This is a genomic window from Bifidobacterium aquikefiri, from assembly GCF_002259795.1.
GTDB classification, from domain to species: Bacteria; Actinomycetota; Actinomycetes; order Actinomycetales; family Bifidobacteriaceae; genus Bombiscardovia; species Bombiscardovia aquikefiri.
The window spans coordinates 323,986-346,454 of sequence record NZ_MWXA01000005.1 but is presented as its reverse complement, the minus strand read 5'-3'; the positions used below and the strand labels follow the sequence as shown (position 1 = coordinate 346,454).

19 protein-coding genes, 4 tRNA genes, 1 pseudogene and 1 riboswitch are annotated in these 22,469 nt (G+C 52.6%); of the genes and pseudogenes, 21 read left to right on the top strand and 3 right to left on the bottom strand.

Going from position 1 to position 22,469, the window contains the following annotated elements; all coding sequences use genetic code 11:
• The first annotated feature begins 107 nt into the window (after positions 1-107).
• The 4 genes from BAQU_RS05410 to BAQU_RS05395 all read left to right on the top strand — a co-directional run bounded on the left by BAQU_RS05410 (position 108) and on the right by BAQU_RS05395 (position 514).
• Positions 108-180: transfer RNA gene (locus tag BAQU_RS05410), tRNA-Gly, on the top strand.
• A gap of 27 nt (positions 181-207) precedes the next feature.
• Positions 208-278, top strand: a tRNA-Cys gene (locus BAQU_RS05405).
• A gap of 19 nt (positions 279-297) precedes the next feature.
• Positions 298-369: transfer RNA gene (locus tag BAQU_RS05400), tRNA-Val, on the top strand.
• A gap of 72 nt (positions 370-441) precedes the next feature.
• A tRNA-Val gene (locus BAQU_RS05395) sits at positions 442-514 on the top strand.
• Between the two features lie 49 nt (positions 515-563).
• Here the strand turns inward: BAQU_RS05395 and BAQU_RS05390 are convergent.
• Both BAQU_RS05390 and BAQU_RS05385 read right to left on the bottom strand, forming a co-directional pair.
• Positions 564-1,382: a M50 family metallopeptidase gene (locus tag BAQU_RS05390; RefSeq protein ID WP_094693408.1), complete on the bottom strand. Its 819-nt coding sequence runs from the start codon at positions 1,380-1,382 to the stop codon at positions 564-566.
• Positions 1,372-2,070, bottom strand: a complete 699-nt coding sequence (locus BAQU_RS05385) for a TenA family protein (protein ID WP_094693406.1) — start codon at positions 2,068-2,070, stop codon at positions 1,372-1,374. The genes BAQU_RS05390 and BAQU_RS05385 overlap by 11 nt, the downstream gene beginning before the upstream one ends.
• A riboswitch (TPP riboswitch) is annotated at positions 2,062-2,153 on the bottom strand. (Overlaps the previous gene by 9 nt.)
• Before the next feature lie 434 nt (positions 2,154-2,587).
• Between BAQU_RS05385 and thrS the strand changes: the two genes are divergently transcribed.
• The 15 genes and pseudogenes from thrS to purH all read left to right on the top strand — a co-directional run bounded on the left by thrS (position 2,588) and on the right by purH (position 18,064).
• Positions 2,588-4,672, top strand: a complete 2,085-nt coding sequence (gene thrS, locus BAQU_RS05380) for a threonine--tRNA ligase (protein WP_094694003.1) — start codon at positions 2,588-2,590, stop codon at positions 4,670-4,672.
• An 11-nt stretch (positions 4,673-4,683) separates the two neighbouring features.
• Positions 4,684-5,280, top strand: a pseudogene (locus tag BAQU_RS05375) (HIT family protein); the annotation flags it as partial.
• 124 nt (positions 5,281-5,404) lie between these two features.
• Positions 5,405-6,097: a CDP-alcohol phosphatidyltransferase family protein gene (locus BAQU_RS05370; RefSeq protein ID WP_094693404.1), complete on the top strand. Its 693-nt coding sequence runs from the start codon at positions 5,405-5,407 to the stop codon at positions 6,095-6,097.
• A gap of 10 nt (positions 6,098-6,107) precedes the next feature.
• Positions 6,108-7,103: a phosphatidylinositol mannoside acyltransferase gene (locus BAQU_RS05365; protein WP_094693402.1), complete on the top strand. Its 996-nt coding sequence runs from the start codon at positions 6,108-6,110 to the stop codon at positions 7,101-7,103.
• Between the two features lie 58 nt (positions 7,104-7,161).
• The gene (locus tag BAQU_RS05360) at positions 7,162-8,427 is read left to right on the top strand and encodes a glycosyltransferase family 4 protein (RefSeq protein ID WP_094693400.1); all 1,266 of its coding nucleotides are present in this window, start codon (positions 7,162-7,164) and stop codon (positions 8,425-8,427) included.
• A gap of 38 nt (positions 8,428-8,465) precedes the next feature.
• Complete coding sequence (locus BAQU_RS05355) at positions 8,466-9,221, top strand: YebC/PmpR family DNA-binding transcriptional regulator (protein ID WP_094693398.1); 756 nt, start codon at positions 8,466-8,468, stop codon at positions 9,219-9,221.
• Positions 9,222-9,227: 6 nt separating this feature from the next.
• A complete protein-coding gene (ruvC, locus tag BAQU_RS05350; protein ID WP_094693396.1) occupies positions 9,228-9,809 on the top strand; it encodes a crossover junction endodeoxyribonuclease RuvC in 582 nt (193 codons plus the stop codon).
• A gap of 91 nt (positions 9,810-9,900) precedes the next feature.
• A complete protein-coding gene (gene ruvA / locus BAQU_RS05345; protein WP_094693394.1) occupies positions 9,901-10,512 on the top strand; it encodes a Holliday junction branch migration protein RuvA in 612 nt (203 codons plus the stop codon).
• A gap of 1 nt (position 10,513) precedes the next feature.
• Positions 10,514-11,686: a Holliday junction branch migration DNA helicase RuvB gene (gene ruvB / locus BAQU_RS05340; RefSeq protein WP_415447742.1), complete on the top strand. Its 1,173-nt coding sequence runs from the start codon at positions 10,514-10,516 to the stop codon at positions 11,684-11,686.
• A 71-nt stretch (positions 11,687-11,757) separates the two neighbouring features.
• Positions 11,758-12,228 (top strand): preprotein translocase subunit YajC, encoded by a 471-nt coding sequence (yajC, locus tag BAQU_RS05335; protein WP_094693391.1) that lies wholly within the window; start codon positions 11,758-11,760, stop codon positions 12,226-12,228.
• A gap of 34 nt (positions 12,229-12,262) precedes the next feature.
• The gene (locus BAQU_RS05330; protein ID WP_094693389.1) at positions 12,263-12,844 is read left to right on the top strand and encodes an adenine phosphoribosyltransferase; all 582 of its coding nucleotides are present in this window, start codon (positions 12,263-12,265) and stop codon (positions 12,842-12,844) included.
• Between the two features lie 21 nt (positions 12,845-12,865).
• Positions 12,866-14,083, top strand: coding sequence for an ADP-forming succinate--CoA ligase subunit beta (gene sucC / locus BAQU_RS05325; protein WP_094693387.1), 1,218 nt, complete (start codon positions 12,866-12,868; stop codon positions 14,081-14,083).
• Positions 14,083-15,012, top strand: a complete 930-nt coding sequence (sucD, locus tag BAQU_RS05320; RefSeq protein WP_094693385.1) for a succinate--CoA ligase subunit alpha — start codon at positions 14,083-14,085, stop codon at positions 15,010-15,012. Before sucC ends, sucD begins: the two co-directional genes overlap by 1 nt.
• The gene (locus BAQU_RS05315; RefSeq protein WP_094693384.1) at positions 15,009-16,445 is read left to right on the top strand and encodes a cell division protein PerM; all 1,437 of its coding nucleotides are present in this window, start codon (positions 15,009-15,011) and stop codon (positions 16,443-16,445) included. Before sucD ends, BAQU_RS05315 begins: the two co-directional genes overlap by 4 nt.
• Positions 16,446-16,447: 2 nt before the next feature.
• Entirely contained in the window at positions 16,448-18,064 is a 1,617-nt protein-coding gene (purH, locus tag BAQU_RS05310; RefSeq protein WP_094693382.1) for a bifunctional phosphoribosylaminoimidazolecarboxamide formyltransferase/IMP cyclohydrolase, read from the top strand.
• 325 nt (positions 18,065-18,389) lie between these two features.
• Here the strand turns inward: purH and BAQU_RS05300 are convergent, their stop codons facing one another.
• Positions 18,390-19,403, bottom strand: a complete 1,014-nt coding sequence (locus BAQU_RS05300; RefSeq protein WP_094693380.1) for an MIP/aquaporin family protein — start codon at positions 19,401-19,403, stop codon at positions 18,390-18,392.
• 140 nt (positions 19,404-19,543) lie between these two features.
• Between BAQU_RS05300 and BAQU_RS05295 the strand changes: the two genes are divergently transcribed.
• Both BAQU_RS05295 and der read left to right on the top strand, forming a co-directional pair.
• On the top strand, positions 19,544-20,317 hold the full coding sequence (locus BAQU_RS05295; RefSeq protein ID WP_094693378.1) for a pseudouridine synthase: 774 nt from the start codon (positions 19,544-19,546) through the stop codon (positions 20,315-20,317).
• Positions 20,314-22,440 (top strand): bifunctional cytidylate kinase/GTPase Der, encoded by a 2,127-nt coding sequence (der, locus tag BAQU_RS05290; protein WP_094693376.1) that lies wholly within the window; start codon positions 20,314-20,316, stop codon positions 22,438-22,440. The genes BAQU_RS05295 and der overlap by 4 nt, the downstream gene beginning before the upstream one ends.
• Positions 22,441-22,469: the final 29 nt, after the last annotated feature.

The following is a 22,469-nucleotide window of genomic DNA, read 5'->3' as shown; positions in this document are numbered from 1 at the left end:
CGTTGGATTTTTGTACAGCCACGACACGCAATTTGCGCAAAGCCGAATAGTTGGATATAGTGGTCAATCGTGCTTGGAGCTGTTCAATTCGGTAGTTTCCTAAGTATGCGGGCATAGCTTAGTTGGTAAAGCGCGACCTTGCCAAGGTCGAGAGCGCGGGTTCGAGTCCCGTTGCCCGCTCGAGGTCCGAGTAGTAAGACCTGTCACGGTGGGTTAGCCAAGCGGTTAGGTAGCGGCCTGCAAAGCCGTTTAGACGAGTTCGACTCTCGTACCCACCTCTCATTCATGAGAATGACCGGGCGGTTGGCGCAGAGGTAGCGCACTTCCCTGACACGGAAGGGGTCACTGGTTCGATCCCAGTATCGCCCACGGTTGAGTTTCACTGCTCGTGATCCTCACTGCTGTTGTGCAGGCTTTCGCAGGAAAGTCTTGCTAGAGTTCGGGCGATTGGCGCAGCGGCTAGCGCACTTCGTTCACACCGAAGGGGTCGCAGGTTCGATTCCTGCATCGCCCACCCGATTTATCTTTCTCCATCTCAGGGTGCAATTGCTGTTTGCGTGACGCTATTGTAGTGCCGGAATCAGATTGATCAGTGAAACCCATACAGCGTGAATGCCTCCGAACGATTGTGTCATCCAAGTCGCACCAAGCCACAGGAATGCCAGGTTCCATATCAGCCAGACGAGTATCCAAACAATTCCAGGAATATGTGTTGTGCGGGCAATCTGGTCAGCATCAGAACCCTGTCCTCCACCTCTGGCGCGCATAGCCTGAAGCTCAATCAGGGGGCGGATGCCACCGAGAAGCATGAACCACGACAGAATATAGGCCGCGCTCGAACGAACATCAGCATCAGCACTCCATGATATTCCAGCGACAATGACGATCGATACGACTACCGCGAGTACTCCATAGCCATTGCGAATGCGAGTGAGCATGAGCAGCAGCAGCACGACGAGAATCCATAACGATGCAGTAACATATCCTTTTGTGGTCAGCCAGGCACAAAGTATTCCCAGCAGTGACGGCGAGGCATACCCGGCAAAGCAGGTGAGTGCATAGCCGAAGCCATAGGATTTACCAGAGCTTACCGTGACTCCAGAAGTATCGGAGTGCAGCTGAATATAGTTCAGCTTTCGTCCCGACAGTAATGCAGCGAATGCGTGGCCGCCTTCATGTGCAATGGTCACCGCATTGCGTGTGATTCCCCATATTGGAGTGATGACGATGGCGAGGATGGAACACAAGAGCAGAAGAATGAACAATCGTTGATCTGGTGCTACAACTGGAGTCAGCGAAGCGGTCCAGATCGTATGAAGAATCTGCTGTACTGCATTGGTCGTTGCAGTGATGTCGCTGCCTATGGCGAGTTCATGAATCATGATTCGAGATAATAGCGCCCGAATCTTGGGGTATACCGATTCCACGATATGCGTCATCGAAAAAAGCGAGTTCCCAATGAACCGCGCGGGCAAAACGAGACTTTAGTTCCTCATTGTTGGGGCTTCCAAGGCGATTGAGCTCTTGAATCAGAAAATCGACCCAATTCTTGAACCCAGCGTCTCGATGAACACGGATCCATCCGAGATTCTGCTCTTTCCGTGGTACATTCCTGCCTTCGTTCGTCAAGGTCTGTGCCCAGTCAAGGTACAAGGATTCTGCAACGCACAGCACGGCTATCGCGTCGGCATATGAACGCGTCTGTACGGTATCTGCATACAGTTTGGTTATTCCTAGAGATGAAGGGGTGAGCTGAGGATTATCGAGCTCGGCGTGAGAGACATTGAATTGTTCGAAGCGGTCATGAAAATACGTATCTTCGTCGTTTGAGATAAATCCAAGTTGTCTGCTAAGTCGAATCTTTGATGAAAGCAGATCTGCTGATGCGATCGCCTGACCAAGCAAGGAATAGAAGCCGCTGGTGTATTGCCAATCCTGAATCAGATATCTGCGGAGCACATCATCGGCAAGCGTGTCAGCAACAAGCTCCTGGTTGAATCGGTGATTGACAGCTGCATTCCATTCGTTCTTGCAAGCAGTCCTGTAGCTCTCATATACGTGCATCGTCATTGGTAACATCCCTTCGTCAGCATTATCTGCATCAGGTTCAACGGGTTTGTCTCAGCCGAAAATGGGCACCCCGTGTCAGTGCATAAAATATCATCAGCTCACAACCTTTGCACACGGATGGTCTGCCTGACAGGTAGCGAAGAATGAGTTGATGCCACGGCGGCACTATTCTCGCTGCGATCGCACAGGGTTCTGTCGAGGATGCTGATATGGCATCTGGAGCAGCGGCAGCAATAGACTCCACACTCCATAACATCATCTTCACGATTGCATCGTCGTCAGAAATTTCATGAAGAAGGTGATGCCAATGCAGTTCCGACACTTGCAATTCTGGCATGGCTGTGCCTCGATGTACCTGTTCTGAACGTCCGAATTATCGAGAGGGCAATGGTTTGAAACCTTGTCGCCGTCACATCATATGGTGTCGATTGTCACATATCGCATACCCAAGGGCATGCACACACACAGTCCAGGCCTGCACCCTGTAACGCGGGCCCACGATAGCAAGGACGGCATCATGGCACAGTCAACCATCTCCATATCACTCAACGGCGAAGCGAAGGAGGTGGACAGCACTCAGACTGGCATGGATCTCTTTGCAGATGACAAGAATGTCATTGCAGTGAAGATCAACGGCACTCTGCAAGATCTCTATACGCCTCTGCACGATGGCGACACCGTGGAATCCATAGCTCTCGACAGCGTTGACGGCATTGCCATCATGCGTCACTCCTGCACACACGTGATGGCCCAGGCGGTACAGATTATCCGCCCTGATGCCAAGCTTGGCATCGGTCCAGTCATCGATGACGGTTTCTATTACGACTTCGATGTTGACAAGCCTTTTACACCGGATGATTTGAAGGCCATTGACAAGGAAATGCACCGCATCATCAAGTCCTCGCAGCGCTTTGAGCGCCGCGTCGTCACTGAGGATGAAGCACGTGAGGAAGAAAAGGATCAGCCCTACAAGCTTGAGCTCATTGGTGTCAAGGAAGCTGAAATTGACAGCGATGCCGCCACGGAAGTCTCTACGGGCGAACTGAGCATGTATGACAACGTTGACCGCGACGGCATGGTCGTGTGGAAGGACCTGTGCAAGGGGCCGCATTTGCCAAACACGCGTTTCATCAAGTCATTCAAACTCCTTCGCACTGCCGCCGCCTATTGGCGGGGGGATGAAAAGAATCCGATGCTGCAACGCATCTACGGTACTGCATGGCCAAACAAGGACGAGCTCAAGGCCTACATGAATCGTATGGAGGAGGCGGCCAAACGCGATCACCGCAAGCTCGGTGCCGAGATGGATCTCTTCTCCTTCCCCGATGAAATCGGACCAGGATTGCCTGTGTTCCATCCCAAAGGTGCTGCAGTCATCAACGCGATGGAAGACTATTCGCGCGAACAGCACCGCAAGCATCACTATTCATTCGTGCAGACACCTCATATCACCAAGGGTCACCTCTACGAGATTTCCGGTCATTTGCAGTGGTACAAGGACGGCATGTACCCACCAATGCACCTTGATGAAGAGAAAGATGCCGATGGCAATGTGACCAAGCAGGGCTTCGATTACTATCTGAAGCCAATGAACTGCCCGATGCATAACCTGATCTTCAAATCACGCCAGCGCTCATACCGTGAGCTACCGCTGCGCCTCTTCGAATTCGGCACTGTATATCGCTACGAAAAGTCTGGCGTGGTTCATGGTCTCACTCGTGTTCGCGGCCTTACTCAGGATGACTCACACATCTACTGCACGCGAGACCAGATGAAGGGCGAGCTGAAAAGTCTGCTGAACTTCGTGCTGGGCCTGCTCAAGGACTTCGGTCTGAATGACTTCTATTTGGAGCTCTCAACCAAGGATCCGCACAAGTTCGTAGGTTCGGACGAAGTCTGGGAAGAGGCAACCGCAACACTTGCCGACGTGGCCAAGGACTCCGGCCTTGAATTGGTTGATGATCCAGGCGGTGCCGCATTCTATGGACCAAAAATTTCGGTTCAGGCACGCGATGCCATCGGAAGAACCTGGCAGGTCTCCACCATTCAGCTCGACTTCAACCTTCCAGAGCGTTTCAAGCTTGAATATGTCGCGGCAGATGGAACCCATCAGCGTCCTGTGATGATTCACCGTGCATTGTTTGGTTCGATCGAGCGCTTCTTCGCCATTCTGCTTGAGCACTATGCCGGTGCTTTCCCCGCATGGCTTGCACCGGTCCAGGTCGAGGCCATTCCAGTCGCCGAGGAATTCGATGCCTATGTGCAGAAGATCGTCGATCGTTTGAGTGACAGGCTTGTTCGTTGCGAAGTTGATCGTTCCGATGATCGCTTCGGCAAGAAGATCCGTAACGCCTCGAAGTCGAAGGTGCCATTCATTCTCATCGCTGGTGGGGAGGATGCGAATAACAATGCCGTGAGCTTCAGATTCAGGGATGGAAGCCAGCTCAACGGCATTCCTGTTGATGACGCGATTGCCGACATTGAACAGATCATCGCATCACGTGCGCAGGTGAATACCGCAGATGACTTTACACGAAGCCTGGCGGGAGCGATGGATCGCGCAGCATCGCATACCGAGGATGCAACGGAAATTACAGAGTAGTGAGTGCACGCATGGCTGCAGGCAACGATCGTAGCGAGCAATCACCATCACGATCCAATCCAGAGCCTGAGGTGGAGAATCCAATGAATTTTCCGCCTCAGGAGGATGGATTCGAACGTTTGTGGACTCCACAGAGAATGTCCTACGTGCTTTCCAATGACAGCCACGTGCCACCGAAAAGTGACGAGTGTCCATTCTGCATCGCTCCGACGAAAAGCGACGAAGACGGTCTGATCGTCTGGCGCGGCTGCTCTGTGTTCGTCATCATGAATCTGTATCCGTACAATGTTGGGCACGTTATGGTCTGCCCCTATCGCCATGTGAGTTTTTTGACTGATTTGCATGATGAGGAATTATTCGAATTTGAAAAGACCAGTGCCGTCGCGATGCAGGTCATGAAGCAGGTCTCCAGTCCCGATGGTTGGAATCTGGGAATCAATCAGGGTGATGTCGCAGGGGCAGGTATTGCCTCGCACCTTCATCAACATATTGTTCCGCGCTGGAATGGGGATGCAAATTTCATGCCCATAGTCGCACAGACTCGAACGATGCCCATTCTGCTGTCGAATCAGAGAGCGGCGTATGCGCCTGTGTTCGCACATCTTGCGCGCGAGGCAGGTTTGAAGGAATCGAGTATCGCTGCCAATACTGACGATGCAGTGCGTGATAAGAAAACGCAGACACCTGCAACGCACGTGGAAAATGCGACAGCAGACATGCAGGAGGAATAAGATGTTTGAACATTTGCGACGCCCATGGAAACGCATCATTGCCCCCATTGCGAGGTCATTGGTAGCGGTGGGGATTTCTGCGAATGCCGTGACCGTGATCGGTGCTGCCGGAACCGTCGTCATCGCCATTGTCACCGGCATCACCGGTTGGCTGCTTGCAGGTGCCGTTCTGATGGCCATACTCGTGGCTTTTGATTCCTTGGACGGTTCCGTCGCTGTTCTTACTGGTGGAGGCACACAGTTCGGCGCATTTCTCGATTCGACACTCGACCGTATAGCTGATTGGGCCGTGTTGACTGGCGTGATCATCTATTATTTCCGTCTGCTGCTTCAGGGTAGTAATGCGGCGTTATCCACCACGATGACATCGTTGTGGTCGCATCAATTCTGGGCAATGCTCGGCATCAGTTCGGCGTTGTTCTCGATCATGACCTCTTTCGTCACGTCATATGCACGTGCACGGGCAGAGGCAGAAGGCTTTGAAGCGAAGAATGGCATCGCTACTCGCTCCGATCGCCTGGTTATCATATTGGTGGGCATGGCCCTGACCGGCGCCGGCCTGCCTGTGGCAGTCATGTCGTGCTTCATGCTGCTCTTGGCGTTGCTGGGAATCGTGACCGTGTATCAGCGCATTCATATGGTTTCCACAAGTATGAGCCGTAGACCGAGTCCCATGAATCCAGCTCATGAATAAGTGAGGATGCGTGCTCAATACAGCTCTAAATCTCACATTCCGATATGCATCTCATATTCCGGAATCTTTGCTACGGATGGTCTTTCGATTCGTTGCCACTTTGGCATGGTTATTCCATATGGGTGGCATCGTTCAGCTTGAGCAGAACCTCAGACGGGTGCTGGTCCATCGAGATGGCAAGACAACCCGCATTGCGATTCGACGCCTGTCTTTGTTGGCCATGCGTTCCTACTTCGCCTATTTTGCAGAGGCTATGACTGTTGGAGCTCGAACTCAAGAGCAGCTTCGTGCCAGGATCCGTGGGGAGGGGAACGGGTTCGAGTCAATATGCCAGCAGTGTCTACAAGGCTCTGCCCCTCTCGCGATGGGGCATCAGGGTAACTGGGACTATGCAGGGTTTTGGGCGCACGATGCCATTGCACCGGTAACTACTGTCGCTGAGCGACTCTCCAACGACGAGCTTCTGAAATCCTTCGTGAGCATTCGTGAGTCTCTGGGCATGTCGATTCTGCTGACGGACGAGAACAATCTCACGGAAAGACTGGTTGCAGTTCTGAAGCAGCCTCATACCATTGTTCCTCTGCTTGCTGATCGGGATTTAGGCAGACATGGTGAGTTCGTGCATGCCTTTGGTTCGATAATCAGGGTGGCTCCAGGTCCTGCACGCATCGCCTTGGAACGAAGATTGCCGCTCTATGTGGTCAACATGCATCGCGAAATGCTCAGCGGTGCGCGCAGGAACAAGGCAGGAGCGCGGTTTGGATATGTGTGCCAGATCAGTGGACCGATTGATATCGAGCCGTTCGTGCACATGCCTAAAGAACAGGCAATTCATGACCTTTCCCAACGCTGGGTTGATATTTGGGCGCAAGGCATAGCCGAGCATCCAGAAGACTGGCATATGCTGCAGCCAATTTTTCTTGAGGATCTGGATATGTCGCGGTTGCATGACGTTCCTGAGAATATTCGATCAATGAGTGTCAAGTCGCATAGGATTCATGAATAGCGCTTCAGATATGCACGCTTTACAATTCGTCGCAGGCACACGGGAAAAAGGGGGATGGATGACAAGCAAGCCGGTGGATGATTCGGCATCGAAACAGAATACCGACCATGATCCATTGCAAGGCCGCAAGCTTCGCATTGGCATCATTTCGCCATATTCGTTCGAAACTCCCGGCGGGGTTCAATTCCACATTCGTGATTTTGCACAGGAACTGATATCGCGTGGCCATGCAGTCGAGGTGCTCGCACCCGGCAGGAGGACCACCGACATGCCGTTGTGGGTGCACACCACCGGCAGTTCTTTTTCGATACCGTACAACGGTTCGGTTGCTCATCTGAGCTATTTTGGAGTAGCGGGAATGCTCGCAAGAAAATGGGTCAGGCAGGGACATTTCGACCTCGTCCATCTGCATGAGCCGGAAGTTCCGAGTCTTAGCCATAAGCCCCTTGTCATGGGATTTGAGCCGTGTCCCTATGTTGCGACCTTTCATGCCGCATTCGACACCTACCCGCTTGCATTGAGAATATGCCAGTCATATCTACGTTCGTATCTGGCGAACGTACGCGCTGCAATCTGCGTGAGCGATTCGGCCTTGGACACGGCAAGGCGCTATCTACGGCCCTCGACACCGATGAGCATTATTCCCAACGGCATTAATGTGCAGTATTTCGCATCGGCGACGATCAATCCCGACTGGCTCGGTTACCAAGACCATCCAACCATTGGCTTCCTGGGCAGAATGGGTGAGGAGCGCAAGGGATTTGACGTGTTTATCAAGGCGTGCAGCCTTGTTCTGCAACGATATCCACATGCCCGCTTTCTGTGCGTGGGAGACGGTGAGGCAGAGGGTAGAAAGATCATTGCAGCGATTGAACCCGCGATGATGGACCATGTCGAATTCCTTGGCAGAATTTCCGATGAGGATAAGGCACGTTTCTATAGAAGTCTGAGCGTATACGTAGCCCCCCAGCTAGGTGGGGAGAGCTTTGGAATAGTTCTCGCCGAGGCCATGGCTGCTGGATGTCCCGTCGTGGCCTCGGATCTGAAGGCGTTCACTGATATTTCGAAGGATGGCAGGGCGGCATCTCTGTTCCGCACTGGGGAATATGTGGACTGCGCCCATGCAGTGGAAGCAATTCTCGATGATTCCGCTCGTTCGCACGAACTTTCTACCGAGGGCATGTGCGCCGCTTTCGACTACGATTGGTCAAGCGTTGCCGATCAGATACTGCAGGTCTACGCGGACGTTCTTACCGGATGGAGGTTGCGCCAACCGCTCAGCGCACAGCGTCACGGATTCCATAATGTCGCTGAGAATGTCTAGAATCGTTACGTTTATACCATCGAATCGTCAGGAGCGATATGTCAGGGCATTCCAAGTGGGCGACCACGAAGCACAAAAAGGCTGCCATCGACGCCAAAAGAGGCAAGCTCTTCGCCAAGCTCATCAAAAACATTGAAATTGCAGCACGCACAGGTGGCGGTGACCCTGACGGCAATCCAACCTTGTACGATGCCATCGTCAAGGCCAAGAAGTCGTCAGTCCCAGCAGACAATATCACCAGAGCCGTTAAGCGTGGATCAGGTGAAGAGGCGGGCGCTGCCAACTATGAGGATATCGTCTATGAGGGCTATGCCCCTGGGGGAGTAGGGCTCATCATCGAGTGTCTGACGGATAATCGAAACCGAGCCGCAGCCGAGGTGCGCTCGACGCTCACCAAGAATGGCGGGTCGCTTGCACAGAATGGTTCAGTCAGCTTCAACTTCGAACGCAAGGGTCAGATTGAGGTTCCTGGAGAAGGCACCGATTACGATACTGTTTTCGAAACTGCTGCAGATGCCGGTGCTGAAGATGTGTCCGATAATGGAGAAAGCTTCACCGTCATCACCGATCCAAGTGATATGGTCACAGTCCGCAAGGCATTGCAGGCAGCAAACATCGATTACGATTCGGCAGATCTCGTATTGAATCCAAAGACAGAGATCGATCTTGACGAGGATGCTGCACGCAAGGCCGTCAGAATGACCGATGCCTTGGACGACCTCGATGATGTGCAGAATGTCTATAGCAACTGGACTGCATCTGACGAGGTTCTTGCAGCACTGGACGAGGAGTAGTCAGCAGTGATTATTTTCGGCGTTGACCCTGGGCTGACACGCTGCGGGGTCGGCGTCATCGAAGCCGGCATAGGACGCCGGCTTTCTTTTATCCATGTCGATGTGATTCGTTCAGATCCGCATACTTCGCAGGATCTGCGATTATTGACCATTTTTGACGGACTTACGTCCAAGATGGATCGATTCAAGCCCGATGCGGTTTCCATTGAACGCGTGTTTGCACAATCAAATCGAAATACCGTGTTGGGAACCGCCCAGGCCGCAGGTTTGGCGATGCTCGCTGCCGCTCAGAGAGGTGTGCCAGTGGCCTTGCATACGCCCACCGAGGCAAAACTGGCAATCTCCGGCAATGGGAAAGCAGATAAGCCTCAGGTGGAGCGCATGGTTGCTGCCGTCTTGGGACTGAATGCACTGCCCACTCCTGCGGACGCCGCAGATGCTCTTTCGATAGCCATCTGCCACGCCTTGCGTCCGCAGGGCGCATTGCAAGGTGGAGAACGTGAGCAGCATCTGACCACGGCACAGCGGCAGTGGGCAATCGCGACGCAACGAGCTCAGAGGCGTGGAGGAGTCCGCGGCGGCATGTAGTCTTTCGAACAGATGTTCGATTTTCTGTGCCTCCGTTTCACGCAGATATCGAGCACCCCAGTCGATGCTGCTACGGGAAGGAACTGACCTTATGATTGGCATGTTACGAGGTAATGTGTTGGCCGTCGAGGCAGATTCGATGCTGTTGGATGTCAATGGCATTGGCTTTGACATTCGTATGCCCAAGTCTGATCTCTCGACATTGCGCGCAAATCAATCTTGCAGCGTTCATACCGTAATGAACGTCTCACAGGATGCCGTGACGCTGTTCGGTTTTACGGCATCAGGATCCAAGGAACTGTTTTTGCAGCTTCAGAAGGCAAGTGGCATTGGTCCCAAGGTTGCGCTCTCCATTCTTTCCACCCTCAACCCCAAGCAGCTGATCAAGGCCATTGCCGATGGGGATTCAACGGCATTGTCTCGTGCTCCGGGACTGGGCAAGAAGGGCGCTCAGAAAATTATTCTTGAACTATCCGGCAAGGTGGATATTCCCAGCAGTGAAGCCTCGGAGCAGACCCAGCATGTCGATGCAGGATCCGAGCAGGTTGTGCAGGGTCTCATGTCGCTCGGTTGGCAAGAGAAAGAGGCTCGTCAGGCTGTGCGAAAGGTCTGTGAAGGTCAACACATCGAAGAGCCTATTGTCGAGCAGGACATACCGAATATCTTGAGAATGGCATTGACTTCCCTCGATAAAGGACGCTGATATGACCAAGAGAACACCGAAGAAATCGTCACTGCACAATACGACACGAGCACAACATGAGATGCCTCAGCCTGGGCATGATGCATCAGTCGATCACGATGGGGTTGAAGCGGATTCATATGCCGAGGACCTTCGGCCGAATGTGGGAGCGCAAGAGGATTCCCTCAAAGTCGTTTCAGCGACGCCCATTGATGACGAAAATCTGAGTGACGAAGAGTTACGACCTTCGACCTTGGATGGATTCATTGGTCAGCCAAGACTCAAGGCGCAGCTCAGTCTCTTTCTCAACGCCGCCAGAAAGCGTGATGTGGCACCGGACCACATACTGCTTGCAGGTCCTCCAGGACTCGGCAAAACAACACTGGCAATGATTGTGGCCAAGGAACTCGAGGTTCCGATCCGTATCACATCAGGACCGGCAATCCAGCATGCTGGTGATCTGGCTTCGATCCTGAGTTCTCTTGAAGCCGGAGAGGTGTTGTTCATCGATGAGATTCATCGTATGCCCCGTGCTGCAGAGGAGCTGCTCTATATTGCGATGGAAGATTTCCGTGTAGATGTGATGGTGGGAAAAGGTCCCGGGGCATCCTCAATTCCACTGACACTGCCACGATTCACAGTCATTGGAGCCACGACGCGAGAAGGTATGTTGCCATCCCCCTTGCGGGCACGTTTCGGATTCACCGCACATCTGGATTTCTATCCACACGAGGAATTGGAAAAACTTGTAGATCGTTCGGCAGGTGTGCTCCACATCACGCTTGGTGATGGAGCAGCCGAAGAACTCTCGCTTCGTTCCCGTGGAACGCCTCGTATCGCAAACCGTCTCTTGAGAAGAGTCAGAGACTGGGCGATTGTCCATGATCTTGATCAGGCGTGTGCAAGCGATGTCAAGTCAGCCCTCGCTCTCTACCAAATTGATTCCGAGGGTTTGGATAGGCTTGATATAGCAGTCTTGAAGGCGATTGTCACCAATTTCAACGGTGGACCTGTTGGACTCAATAATCTGGCAGCCATGGTTGGCGAAGAATCTGAAACGGTTGAGACCGTCTGTGAGCCATATCTGGTCCGTGAAGGTTTCATGATGCGAACACCGAAGGGTCGTGTCGCAACAGACAAGGCATGGCGGCATCTAGGTCTTCAGCCCACCAAAAATGTCAGAGAGTTATTCTAATATCATTGATTTGGATGTATTGGATGTCCTGACTTCCAAGCTCATACACATCACACTTAAGGAGTGACACAATGCAGTATTCTTTCCTCATAATCCTCGTCGTCCTGATGGCAGGAATGATGTGGTGGCAGTCGCGTAAGGCCAAGCAGCAGCAGGGCAAGACGAAAGACTTCCGTGAATCCTTGCAGCCAGGCAAGGAAGTCGCGACGTATTCAGGTCTGCTTGGAACTATCGTCTCGGTCGATCTTGAAAAGGAACAGGTAGTCATCGATTCCGAGGGTACTCAGTCGAAGTGGCGCATTCAGGCCATAACTGAGCCACCAGTTGTGCCAGCATATGTTCACGACGACGAAGTCGACGAGAATGGCAATCCGCTTCCTGCAGTTGAAGATGCCACCGTTACGGAGCACGCGGATGGAGCCATCGACACCACTGCAGTCGATGATGCTCAGGTCCCCGTTGAGGAACAAACCGATACCAACATCCCCACCGAAAGCTTGGGTATGGATCAGTCCGCAGAACCAACTTCAAAAAATAACTGAATATATACGCGTTTAACCCGCGAGGAAGTAGTTTATGTCTAACACAGACATCACCATCGGTGAGCTCAATACGGTAGGTGAGGCGAACGCGCAGTATGTCGTTTCCCTTATTCGTTCGATTCCGGATTTTCCCAAGCACGGAATTCTTTTCAGGGATTTCATGCCGGTACTTTCCGATCCCCGAGCGAATCATCTGCTCAATGAGGCGCTTATCAAGGCGCTACCTGTGCAACCGGACGAGTTCGATACCATCGCAGGATTGGAAGCAAGAGGCTTCCTTATCGGACCTCCCATGGCTGAACTCACTGGAAAAGGCTTTGTTGCCGTTCGCAAGGCTGGAAAACTGCCTCCCGATACCTACGCAGAGGATTATTCCCTTGAATATGGTTCTGCGAGCATTGAAATTGAGCGCAATGCAATACACAAGGGCGAGCGTATTCTGCTTGTTGACGACTTGATTGCAACTGGAGGATCGGCCCTTGCTGCCCGTCGTTTGATCGAACAAGCTGGTGGCATCGTTGTTGGGTGTAGCTTTGTTATGGAGTTGAATGGCCTTCACGGACGTGAAGCGCTGGGATTGGACGCCATCAGCTCATTGATGACGATGCCTGCATGACTTCACCGGAGGATTAGTTTCATGGACTTATACGAATATCAGGCACGAGAATTGCTCCAAGAAGAGGGGATTGCGGTCCCAAAGGCCATATTCGCTCAGAACTCTCATGAGGTTGCTCAGGCAGCGCAAGAGATCGGCTATCCGTGCATGATCAAAGGTCAGGTCAAGATTGGCCATCGCGGTCAGGCTGGTGGTATCAAGATGGCCAAGGATCTTGATAGTGCGATCCTTACCTCCGAACAGATTCTTCCCATGAGCATTCATGGTCACAAGTGCAGTGGTGTATTGGTTGCTGAGGCAAAGAACATCATTCACGAATATTATGTCTCCATATCGCTCGACAGAGATTCGCGCGATTTCGATGTGCTGGCAACCGCGCACGGCGGTACAGAGGTCGAGGACATCGCGAAAAGCCATCCCGAAGCAGTAAAGCGTCTGCATATCAGCGCCCTTGAGGACTTCGACATCACCGCGGCAACGGACATGGCGAAGGCCATTGGCTTCTATCATGCCGATGTCGATCAGGCGGCCGAGATCCTGTTGAAGATGTGGCGTGTATTCACCAAGAATGATGCCACGCTTGTGGAGATCAACCCACTCGCGAAGATCGGTGACCCGGAGGATGAATCCTCAAAGTCATTGAGTGCATTGGATGCAAAGATTTCCCTGGATGACAACGCCGCCTTCCGACACGATGGCTGGAAGCGCTTTGCGGATCCGATTCGTGTTGATCCATTCGAACAGCAGGCTCGGGAGCATGGACTGCATTATGTTCATCTCAACGGTCAGGTAGGCGTCATTGGCAATGGAGCGGGATTGGTCATGAGTTCGCTTGATGCCGTATCTGGAGCAGGCGAGCAGCAGGGCTCAGAGGTGAAGCCCGCAAACTTCCTGGACATTGGTGGTGGAGCATCGGCAGATGTCATGAGCAAGAGTCTTTCCATCGTGCTTTCAGATCCGCAGGTCGTTTCGGTTCTGGTGAATGTTTACGGTGGCATTACGTCATGCAAACAGGTTGCCGAGGGCATCGTTCTTGCGCTGAATGAGATCATTTCACCCAAGCCAGTGGTTGTTCGATTCGATGGCAACGAGGCGGCAGAGGGCTTGCAGATTCTCTCCCAGTCAGGTAATCCACGAATCCATGTTGCAAAGACGATGGAAGAAGCCGCGCACACGGCTGCCAGACTCGCTGCACAGCAGTCGACAACCGTGTCTCTCGCTGGAAGGGAAGGTCTGTGATGTCACTTTTCGTTGAAAATGGTGCTCCCGTCATAGTTCAGGGCATGACAGGGCATCAGGGCATGACCCATACCGAAAGGATGCTCAAGGCCGGGACACACATTGTTGGAGGTGTCAACCCTCGCAAGGCCGGAACAACCGTCAGCTTCGCTCAGGGTAGGGAGCCGAGCGTCGATATTCCTGTCTATGCAGATTGCGCCGCTGCCAGACAGGCAACCGGGGCGACGGCCAGCGTCATCTTTGTCCCTCCACGATTCGCTAAAAGTGCGATGCTTGAGGCCATTGATGCTGGAATTTCACTCATCGTGGTGATCACTGAAGGCATTCCAGTTTTCGATACCGCATATTGCGTTGCCAAGGCGGCAGAACGGGGTGTCCGCATTATCGGTCCGAACTGTCCTGGTCTGATGACGCTTTCTGATCCTGAAGATGCTCAGTCGAAGGGAACGAACCTCGGAATCATTCCAGACGGCATCGTGGGGCATGGTCCGTTGGGACTGATCTCCAAGTCAGGAACACTGACATACCAGCTTATGGGTGAGCTCTCTGACATCGGTTTCACGGCGTGTATCGGTATTGGCGGCGATCCCATCGTAGGCACAACATTGCTCGAAGCCTTGCAGACTTTCAATGACGATCCACACACCAAGGCGTGTGTCTTGATTGGCGAGATCGGCGGCGACGCTGAGCAGCAGGCTGCACTCTGGGCTCATGAGCATATGAGCAAGCCCATTGTTGCATACATTGCCGGTTTCACTGCTCCTGAAGGCAAGCAGATGGGACATGCCGGCGCGATCGTCTCTGGTCACAGGGGAACTGCGCAGGCCAAGAAGGAAACACTGGAAAGCGTAGGCATTCGCGTTGGTCACACTCCTGGCGAAACGGCGAATATCATGCGTGAGGTACTGAAGACACAGAAGCTCATATGACGAAACGAATCCACATATGGGCGCGGGGGATAGGCATTGCTCTGGCAGCAATGGCGATATTCGCTGTAACCATTGTGTCATTTATTTCATTGACTCTGCTTGTCATCTCCATGGAGGAGGGCGGAGCCAATCTCTCGGATAGCACCGTATCGCTTACTGGAGCCATAGTATTGCTCTCCCAGGGCATCGGGTTCAGCTCGGGCAGCTTTACGCTCGGTGTGACCCCGCTGCTGCTATCCCTCTTGTTGATTGCCCTGATACGGCAGTTGGCTCAGCGATTTGGCACATCCCTGTTGGGATACTGCGCTGGATTGCTGACATGGATAGTGTTGAATCTACTTTTCGTCCAGAATACTTCGGTGAATCTGAGCGGGTCGATGATATCTCATGTTCTGCGTTCATCATTGGTTTTTTCCTTGGGCTATCTTCTTGCAGACATCTCGAATTGGAAAGAGGTCAAGGCTCTCACCTCGCTCTATCGAAAGTATGTTTCGGGCCAGATCCGTCTGATCATTCGTATCGGTATCATCACCTGGTTGGTGGTGAGTGCACTATTCATAGGCATGGCGCTATGCACATGCGTCTATTGGTTGGTGGTGAATCATCAAGGGATGGCGCGTCTTTTCACCTTGCTCAATATGGGGATGGGTTCGCGCATCCTTACGAGCATTGCGTCACTGATGTGGATTCCAAATCTGTGCATGTGGGCTCTGGCATGGGTGACCGGCTCGAATTTTCAGATTGGAGACGCAGGATACTTTAGCATGTGGCTCGGCAAATCGACCGATCTACCGCCGATTCCGGCCTTCGGTATGCTTCCAGATCAGGTCAGCAATGATGTGATCCGCACGATTCTGCTTACCCTTCCCATGATCATTGGATTTGTTGTCGCTCTCGTCGTGATTGTTCATCCACGAAGCTGCGACGCGTGGAAAATCATCATCTGCAAATCTGATGAAATCAGCAAGAAGCAGACAATCATCAGACTCACCTATCCGATAGGCGCTCTGTGCATCACGGCTACACTCATGGTTTTGAGTTTTATGAGTTTTTTTGGCGTTGCCAATGGACCGCTGGGCAAGGATCGTCTGGCACATGTTGGCGTGAATACACTCGAAGCGATTCGCAGTGTTGCCCAACCCACATTTTTGGGATTCACATTGGCGTGGATTCTGATTGTCGTCATCATTTCGTTCAAGATCGGCATACATATTGCGCTGACGAATATTCATCGGCGTGCCGAGGCATCGAACGAGCTTGATGTCGAAAGTCTGCATGACACTAATAGTGTGTCCGAATCCATTGGGGACAATTCCAGAGTTATCAGCAGCAAGGATTACGGCAGCACCGAAACGTCCATGACGGTTCTTGTGCATGCAGAGAATTTGGGTAGCAGCGGGAAGAAAGCTGATGCCAACGCCAAGGAGGATTAATAATGTCAGACAGTTATCGTCCAATTCACCGAGCTTTGGTCTCAGTCTTCCATAAGGAAGGCATCGAAGTTCTTGCGCAGGCTTTCAAGAATGCAGGTACAGAGGTGGTTTCCACCGGCTCGACAGCCAAGAAGCTTGCTGAACTCGGTGTCAATGTCACACCGGTAGAAAAGGTCACCGGATTTCCTGAGAGTCTTGACGGCCGCGTGAAAACATTAGATCCACATATACATTCAGGCATCCTTGCTGATATGACCAATCCCGAACATCGCAGTCAACTGGCAGAACTCGGTATCAGACCATTCGACCTTGTGGTCGTCAATCTTTACCCATTCGCTGATACGGTGCGATCTGGCGCTGATGAGGCTCAAGACATCGAGAAGATCGATATTGGAGGACCATCAATGATTCGCGGCGCTGCCAAGAATCATGCTTCCGTTGCCATCATTACCGACCCCGCAGATTACTCTCTTACTGCCACGCGCGTTCAGAATGGCGAGGGGTTCAGTCTTGAAGAACGCAAATGGTTTGCTGCAAAGGCCTTCGCTCAGACGGCTTCATATGATGCGACCATAGCCGGATGGACCTCGTCGCGTTGGGCAAAGCCACAGACATTGCAGTCGGATGCCGCTCAGGACAGTGCCGGCACTGAATTTGCGCCAACGCTTTCTCGCACCTGGGATCTGGCGCATACCCTCAGATATGGTGAAAACCCGCATCAGCAGGCGGCATTGTATATCGACCCTCTCAATCAGATCGGCTTTGCCCACGCTGAGCAGCTCGGCGGCAAGCCTATGAGCTACAACAACTATGTAGATGCTGATTCTGCATGGCGCAGCGTGTGGGACTTTGCTCCGGCAATCGCCGTTGCTGTTGTCAAGCATTCAAACCCTTGCGGTCTGGCGATCGGTGCCACGGTTGCGCAGGCACATCGCAAGGCACATGCCTGCGATCCCATGAGCGCCTATGGTGGTGTCATTGCTGCGAATACTCGCGTATCTCTGGAGATGGCGCAGCAGGTCAAACCCATTTTCACTGAAGTCATCGTTGCTCCCGCATATGACGAAGAGGCCTTGTCGCTGCTTCAGACCAAGAAGAATCTTCGTATTCTGAGAGTTGCCAACCCACCGAAGACCCAGCGCCAGCTCCGTCAAATCGATGGGGGGATGCTGGTTCAGAGCAAGGATATGATTGATGCTCCTGGTGATCGTTCTGACACATGGCAGCTTGTGGCCGGAAGTGCAGCCGACGATGGTACCCTGCGTGATCTTGAATTTGCGTGGCGCGCCATTCGTTCAGTCAAGTCCAACGCCATTCTGATTGCCAGCGATCAGGCAACGGTCGGCATTGGCATGGGGCAGGTCAATCGTGTGGATTCAAGTCAATTGGCCGTGACACGGGCCAACACGCTTGCCGATGGGGCAAACCGCACACAAGGCGCCGTTGCGGCCTCAGATGCGTTCTTCCCATTCCCAGATGGCTTCGAAATTCTGAGTAATGCCGGTGTCAAGGCTGTTGTTCAGCCTGGTGGATCCATCAGGGACGAGGCTGTTTTCGAATCTGCCAAGAAAGCTGGAGTCACGATGTATGTGACGGGAACTCGTCATTTCTTCCACTGAGCATCGATGAAGGACTGGCTTTCGACACGAGGAACGAGGGATGATGAGTGCTTTTCAACCACAGGATGATGCCAAGATTGGCCATGATTCTCGCGATGAATCTCACCTTAATCACCCGGTGTCGATGCATGAGCACCCATTCGTTTCCGAAAGTCACGAAGGAAGGCCCGTTTTTGAATGGATTGTGGCTGCAATCGTGGCAATTTGCACGGTGCTGGCTGTTTTGAGATATCAAATGGCCGCAACGATAATCATATCGGTTGCGGCCATCATTCTTGGGCTTCTGAGAATCATGCTACGTCAGCGAAGCCCCTGGAAAGTGCGTTCAGTTGGATTTGACGCCTTCATCAGCATCTTCTGGGGAATTGGTCTCCTCGCCACTTTCTTCAGTGTCTGGCTTCTGCTCTGACTCCTCTGGGGCTGATGTTTCTTCGTCCGCGGCTTCTGCATCTGCATAATCGTCAGCATCGTCTGTGTCGTCTGTATCGTCAAGCGCGACTGCCTCGTCAGCTGTTGTTTCTTCAGAAATGGCCTTGCTGGTCTGAGCGATCTTCAACATGTTGAGCAGAATGACCACGAGCGATACGATGGCTGCTGCGAGCAGCGGGCATACCCAGAAAATCCACAGTTGCTGAAGTGGATACTGTGTCAGACCCTTGTTCTGAGCGATCAGTGCAATGCCAGTCGAGCGTGCAGGATTCATGCCAGCACCGGTGATAGGGAAGGTCACTGCAGCGCCAATGCCGTAGGCGATGCCCATGACGAGTGAATGGTTTGGCTTTGGCTCTCCATCAACGCGAAGGGTTCTTATGGCTGCGGCGATGACGACAATGCTCGCAATCAGTTCAACGACGATTGCCATGGTGATGTTGAATGAGATTTCTGTCTGGGCGAGAATGCTGTTGGACGCTGAGCCCTTGTCGAAACCGTTGACAACATAGGTAAGCCATGTCTTGTCGGGAATCGATGTCGAGGATGGCAGAATGCCCACGACCGTGGCTGCCGCAGCGATTGCACCAATGAGCTGGGCAATCACATAGAGCAGCGCATCCAGCCACGTGATCTTTGCAGTAAACAGTGCGGCAACGGTAACGGCTGGGTTGTAATGAGCACCCGAAAGCTTGCCTAGGATTGCGCTGACAATGCCATATGCAGCGGCTGTTGCAACGGCAATGAGCAGGGTGTTTGCGCCATAGAGTACTTGGCCGAGCGTGCCAACGATAAATAGTATGACGCATACGAAATATGTACCGACGAGTTCAGCACCAACGCGAACGCCGATATGGGTCTTTGGCGCAGGAGTGCTTGTGGAATAAACCTGATTGAGGTTTTCTGACATTACATTTCCTTAAATCTGTATGAATTCATAGAAAGGGACGCTTGACATGATAGCAGTCTCAGCTTGTACCGCTCTATCGGTATTGTGGATAAGTCAAAGATGCTCGTCGAGCGTCACCGAGCGGCCACGTTGGGAGAACGATGCCTCACTCATATGAACATGCCTTCAAGGCAAACGATCAAAACGAAGACGGAATTCGTCTGCAAAAGGTTCTGGCTCAGGCCGGGTTTGGTTCGCGCAGAAAATGCGAACAGATCATCACCGAAGGTCGAGTGGAAGTCGATGGGGAACTGGTCACCGAACTTGGTTCTCGTGTTGATCCCAACCATCAGCAGATTCGAGTCGATGGTTCAAGGATTCACCTGAACGATCGGCATATCACGCTGATTCTGAACAAGCCCAAAAAAGTACTCTCGACCATGGATGACCCTAAGGGGCGCTTTACACTGCGCGATATTATAGGCGACAAATACGAACGTGTATTCCATATGGGCAGACTGGATTATGACTCCGAGGGTCTGATACTGATGACCGATGATGGTGAACTTGCACAGCATGTGATGCATCCGAAATATCAGGTCAAGAAAACCTACATTGCTACGATTGAGGGGAAGATCGGTGGCAATATCTGCCGTCGACTCGTTACACAGGGCGTGCGTCTGAAAGATGGTGTGATTTCTTTCGACCACTGTGCAATCATCGATCAGAATCGGGAGCATACTATCATCAAGGTGATTCTGCACTCGGGCAAGAACCGCATCGTTCGCAGGGTGTTTGCCGCCATCGGATTCCCAGTGAAGCGACTTGTGCGTGTACAGATTGGCCCCATCAAGCTTGGCGATGTCAAACCGGGATCTTTCCGTGTCATGTCGCAGGTTGAGCTGAAGTCATTGGAAAAGGCGGTTGAGTTATGATTCGCGTAGCAATCGACGGCCCTGCAGGAGTTGGCAAGTCATCGACCTCCACTGCGTTGGCCAGACATTTTGGCTTTGCCTATCTTGATACCGGTGCCATGTATCGTGCAAGCGCCTGGTGGTGCATGAGGCAAGGCCTCGATTTGGATAGCTCGGAACTTGATGAGCAGCAGGTGACCGAAACCGTGGCCGCGCTGTTCGCAGAAGGCCATGTCGACATCAGTCTTGACCCTGAAAGTCCCGGAATTCATTGTGATGGCAGAGATATTTCTCAGGAGATCCGCTCTTCAGAGGTCTCGGCACATGTGTCCAAGGTTTCCGGCATTATTCCCGTACGGCATGTGCTGATTGCTGCGCAAAGAGCCTATATCGCGGGTGAGGCCGATGAAGCATCGTTCTCACACGGTGCAGGAATTGTGGCCGAAGGCCGTGATATCACTACGGTTGTCGCTCCCGATGCAGAAGTGCGCATCCTCCTGACTGCTCGTGAAGAGGTTCGCGAAGCACGTAGACTCGGGCAGGCGGTTCAGGGCGTTGGCAATGATGATGTCGCGGCGCGTGACGAGGCGGATTCTAAGGTCACCAGCTTCTTGAAGGCTTCTGATGGTGTGACTACAGTCGATAATTCCGACATGGACTTCGCTCAGACCTTGCAGGTGCTCATCAAGCTCGTTGAAGATGCCGAGGAAGCACGCTCATATGCGGATTATGCTTCGAACCTTGAAGGTTATGACCTTGAAGATGCCGACCGAGATCTGATTGCTGCCTCGGGAGTCAGTCAGACTCATGAAAGTCAGGCACGTCAACAGGTTGGTGTGCTTGCCATCATCGGACGGCCGAATGTAGGCAAATCAACGCTAGTCAATCGAATTCTTGGCCGTCGTGTGGCTGTGGTCGAAGATACGCCTGGTGTGACTCGCGACCGTGTCAGTTATGATGCCGAATGGGCGGGCACGAATTTCAAGATAGTCGATACCGGTGGATGGGAAGCCGGTGTAGAGGGCATAGACTCGGCAGTTGCGTCTCAGGCAGAGATCGCGGTTCGCCTTGCAGATGCCGTTGTCCTGGTCGTAGATGGTCAGGTTGGTCTGACTGCGAGTGATGAGCGAATCGTTGCAATGCTGCGTGCCTCGGGCAAGCCGATCGTGCTTGCAGTCAATAAGATCGACGGTGGTGATTCGGAATATCTTTCCGCCGAGTTCTGGAAGCTGGGCATGGGGGAGCCATACTCGATTTCAGCAATGCATGGGCGAGGCATCGGCGAGCTGCTCGATATCGCCATGGATACCTTGGCCAGGACGAAGCACACTTCAGGATTGCTCACTCCAACCCATTTGCGACGTGTGGCGCTCGTTGGGCGTCCCAATGTGGGCAAGTCTTCGCTCCTGAATCAGCTTGCTCAGGAAGAGAGAGCAGTTGTCAACGACTTGGCAGGAACCACACGAGATCCCATCGATGAAGTCGTGAATATCGATGAGGAGGATTGGCTCTTTATCGATACTGCCGGAATCAAGCGACGTCTGCATAAGGTGTCTGGTGCTGATTACTATTCAAGTTTGCGCACTCAGGCTGCTCTTGAACGAAGCGAGCTTGCGCTCGTGCTCTTTGATGTTTCGCAACCAATTTCCGATCAGGATCTGAAGGTCATGAGTCAGGCAGTTGATGCCGGTAGAGCAATCGTGCTGGTGTTCAATAAGTGGGACTTGCTGGATGAATTTGGCAGGAAGCGTCTGGAACGCTTGTGGGAGACTGAATTTGAACGTGTCACCTGGGCTCAACGTGTGAATCTTTCCGCTTTGACCGGCTGGCATACGAACCGCCTTACTGCAGCCATGAACACTGCTCTGGAATCATGGGATAAACGCATTCCAACCGGTAAGCTGAACGCATTTCTGGGTAAGATCCAGGCAGCACATCCTCATCCTTTGCGAGGTGGAAAGCAGCCTAGGGTGCTTTTTGCCACGCAGGCTTCGACTCGGCCTCCTCGTTTCGTCATCTTTGCAACTGGGTTCCTTGAGCATGGATACCGCCGCTATATCGAACGCTGCTTGCGTGAGGAATTTGGATTCGAAGGTTCGCCGATGCAGATTTCGGTCAATATTCGTGAAAAGCACCGTAAGTAATGTGATTTGACTCGGCTTGTGGAAAAAGA

Excerpts from the sequence above, each read along its gene's own strand:
- BAQU_RS05300 (WP_094693380.1), bottom strand. The coding sequence starts at position 19,403 with ATGTCAGAAAACCTCAATCAGGTTTATTCCACAAGCACTCCTGCGCCA.
- BAQU_RS05355 (WP_094693398.1), top strand. The coding sequence starts at position 8,466 with ATGTCAGGGCATTCCAAGTGGGCGACCACGAAGCACAAAAAGGCTGCC.
- BAQU_RS05315 (WP_094693384.1), top strand. The coding sequence starts at position 15,009 with ATGACGAAACGAATCCACATATGGGCGCGGGGGATAGGCATTGCTCTG.
- sucD (WP_094693385.1), top strand. The coding sequence starts at position 14,083 with ATGTCACTTTTCGTTGAAAATGGTGCTCCCGTCATAGTTCAGGGCATG.
- BAQU_RS05370 (WP_094693404.1), top strand. The coding sequence starts at position 5,405 with ATGTTTGAACATTTGCGACGCCCATGGAAACGCATCATTGCCCCCATT.
- ruvA (WP_094693394.1), top strand. The coding sequence starts at position 9,901 with ATGATTGGCATGTTACGAGGTAATGTGTTGGCCGTCGAGGCAGATTCG.
- BAQU_RS05330 (WP_094693389.1), top strand. The coding sequence starts at position 12,263 with ATGTCTAACACAGACATCACCATCGGTGAGCTCAATACGGTAGGTGAG.
- BAQU_RS05385 (WP_094693406.1), bottom strand. The coding sequence starts at position 2,070 with ATGACGATGCACGTATATGAGAGCTACAGGACTGCTTGCAAGAACGAA.
- purH (WP_094693382.1), top strand. The coding sequence starts at position 16,448 with ATGTCAGACAGTTATCGTCCAATTCACCGAGCTTTGGTCTCAGTCTTC.
- ruvB (WP_415447742.1), top strand. The coding sequence starts at position 10,514 with ATGACCAAGAGAACACCGAAGAAATCGTCACTGCACAATACGACACGA.
- thrS (WP_094694003.1), top strand. The coding sequence starts at position 2,588 with ATGGCACAGTCAACCATCTCCATATCACTCAACGGCGAAGCGAAGGAG.
- BAQU_RS05390 (WP_094693408.1), bottom strand. The coding sequence starts at position 1,382 with ATGATTCATGAACTCGCCATAGGCAGCGACATCACTGCAACGACCAAT.
- sucC (WP_094693387.1), top strand. The coding sequence starts at position 12,866 with ATGGACTTATACGAATATCAGGCACGAGAATTGCTCCAAGAAGAGGGG.
- BAQU_RS05360 (WP_094693400.1), top strand. The coding sequence starts at position 7,162 with ATGACAAGCAAGCCGGTGGATGATTCGGCATCGAAACAGAATACCGAC.
- BAQU_RS05295 (WP_094693378.1), top strand. The coding sequence starts at position 19,544 with ATGCCTCACTCATATGAACATGCCTTCAAGGCAAACGATCAAAACGAA.
- der (WP_094693376.1), top strand. The coding sequence starts at position 20,314 with ATGATTCGCGTAGCAATCGACGGCCCTGCAGGAGTTGGCAAGTCATCG.
- yajC (WP_094693391.1), top strand. The coding sequence starts at position 11,758 with ATGCAGTATTCTTTCCTCATAATCCTCGTCGTCCTGATGGCAGGAATG.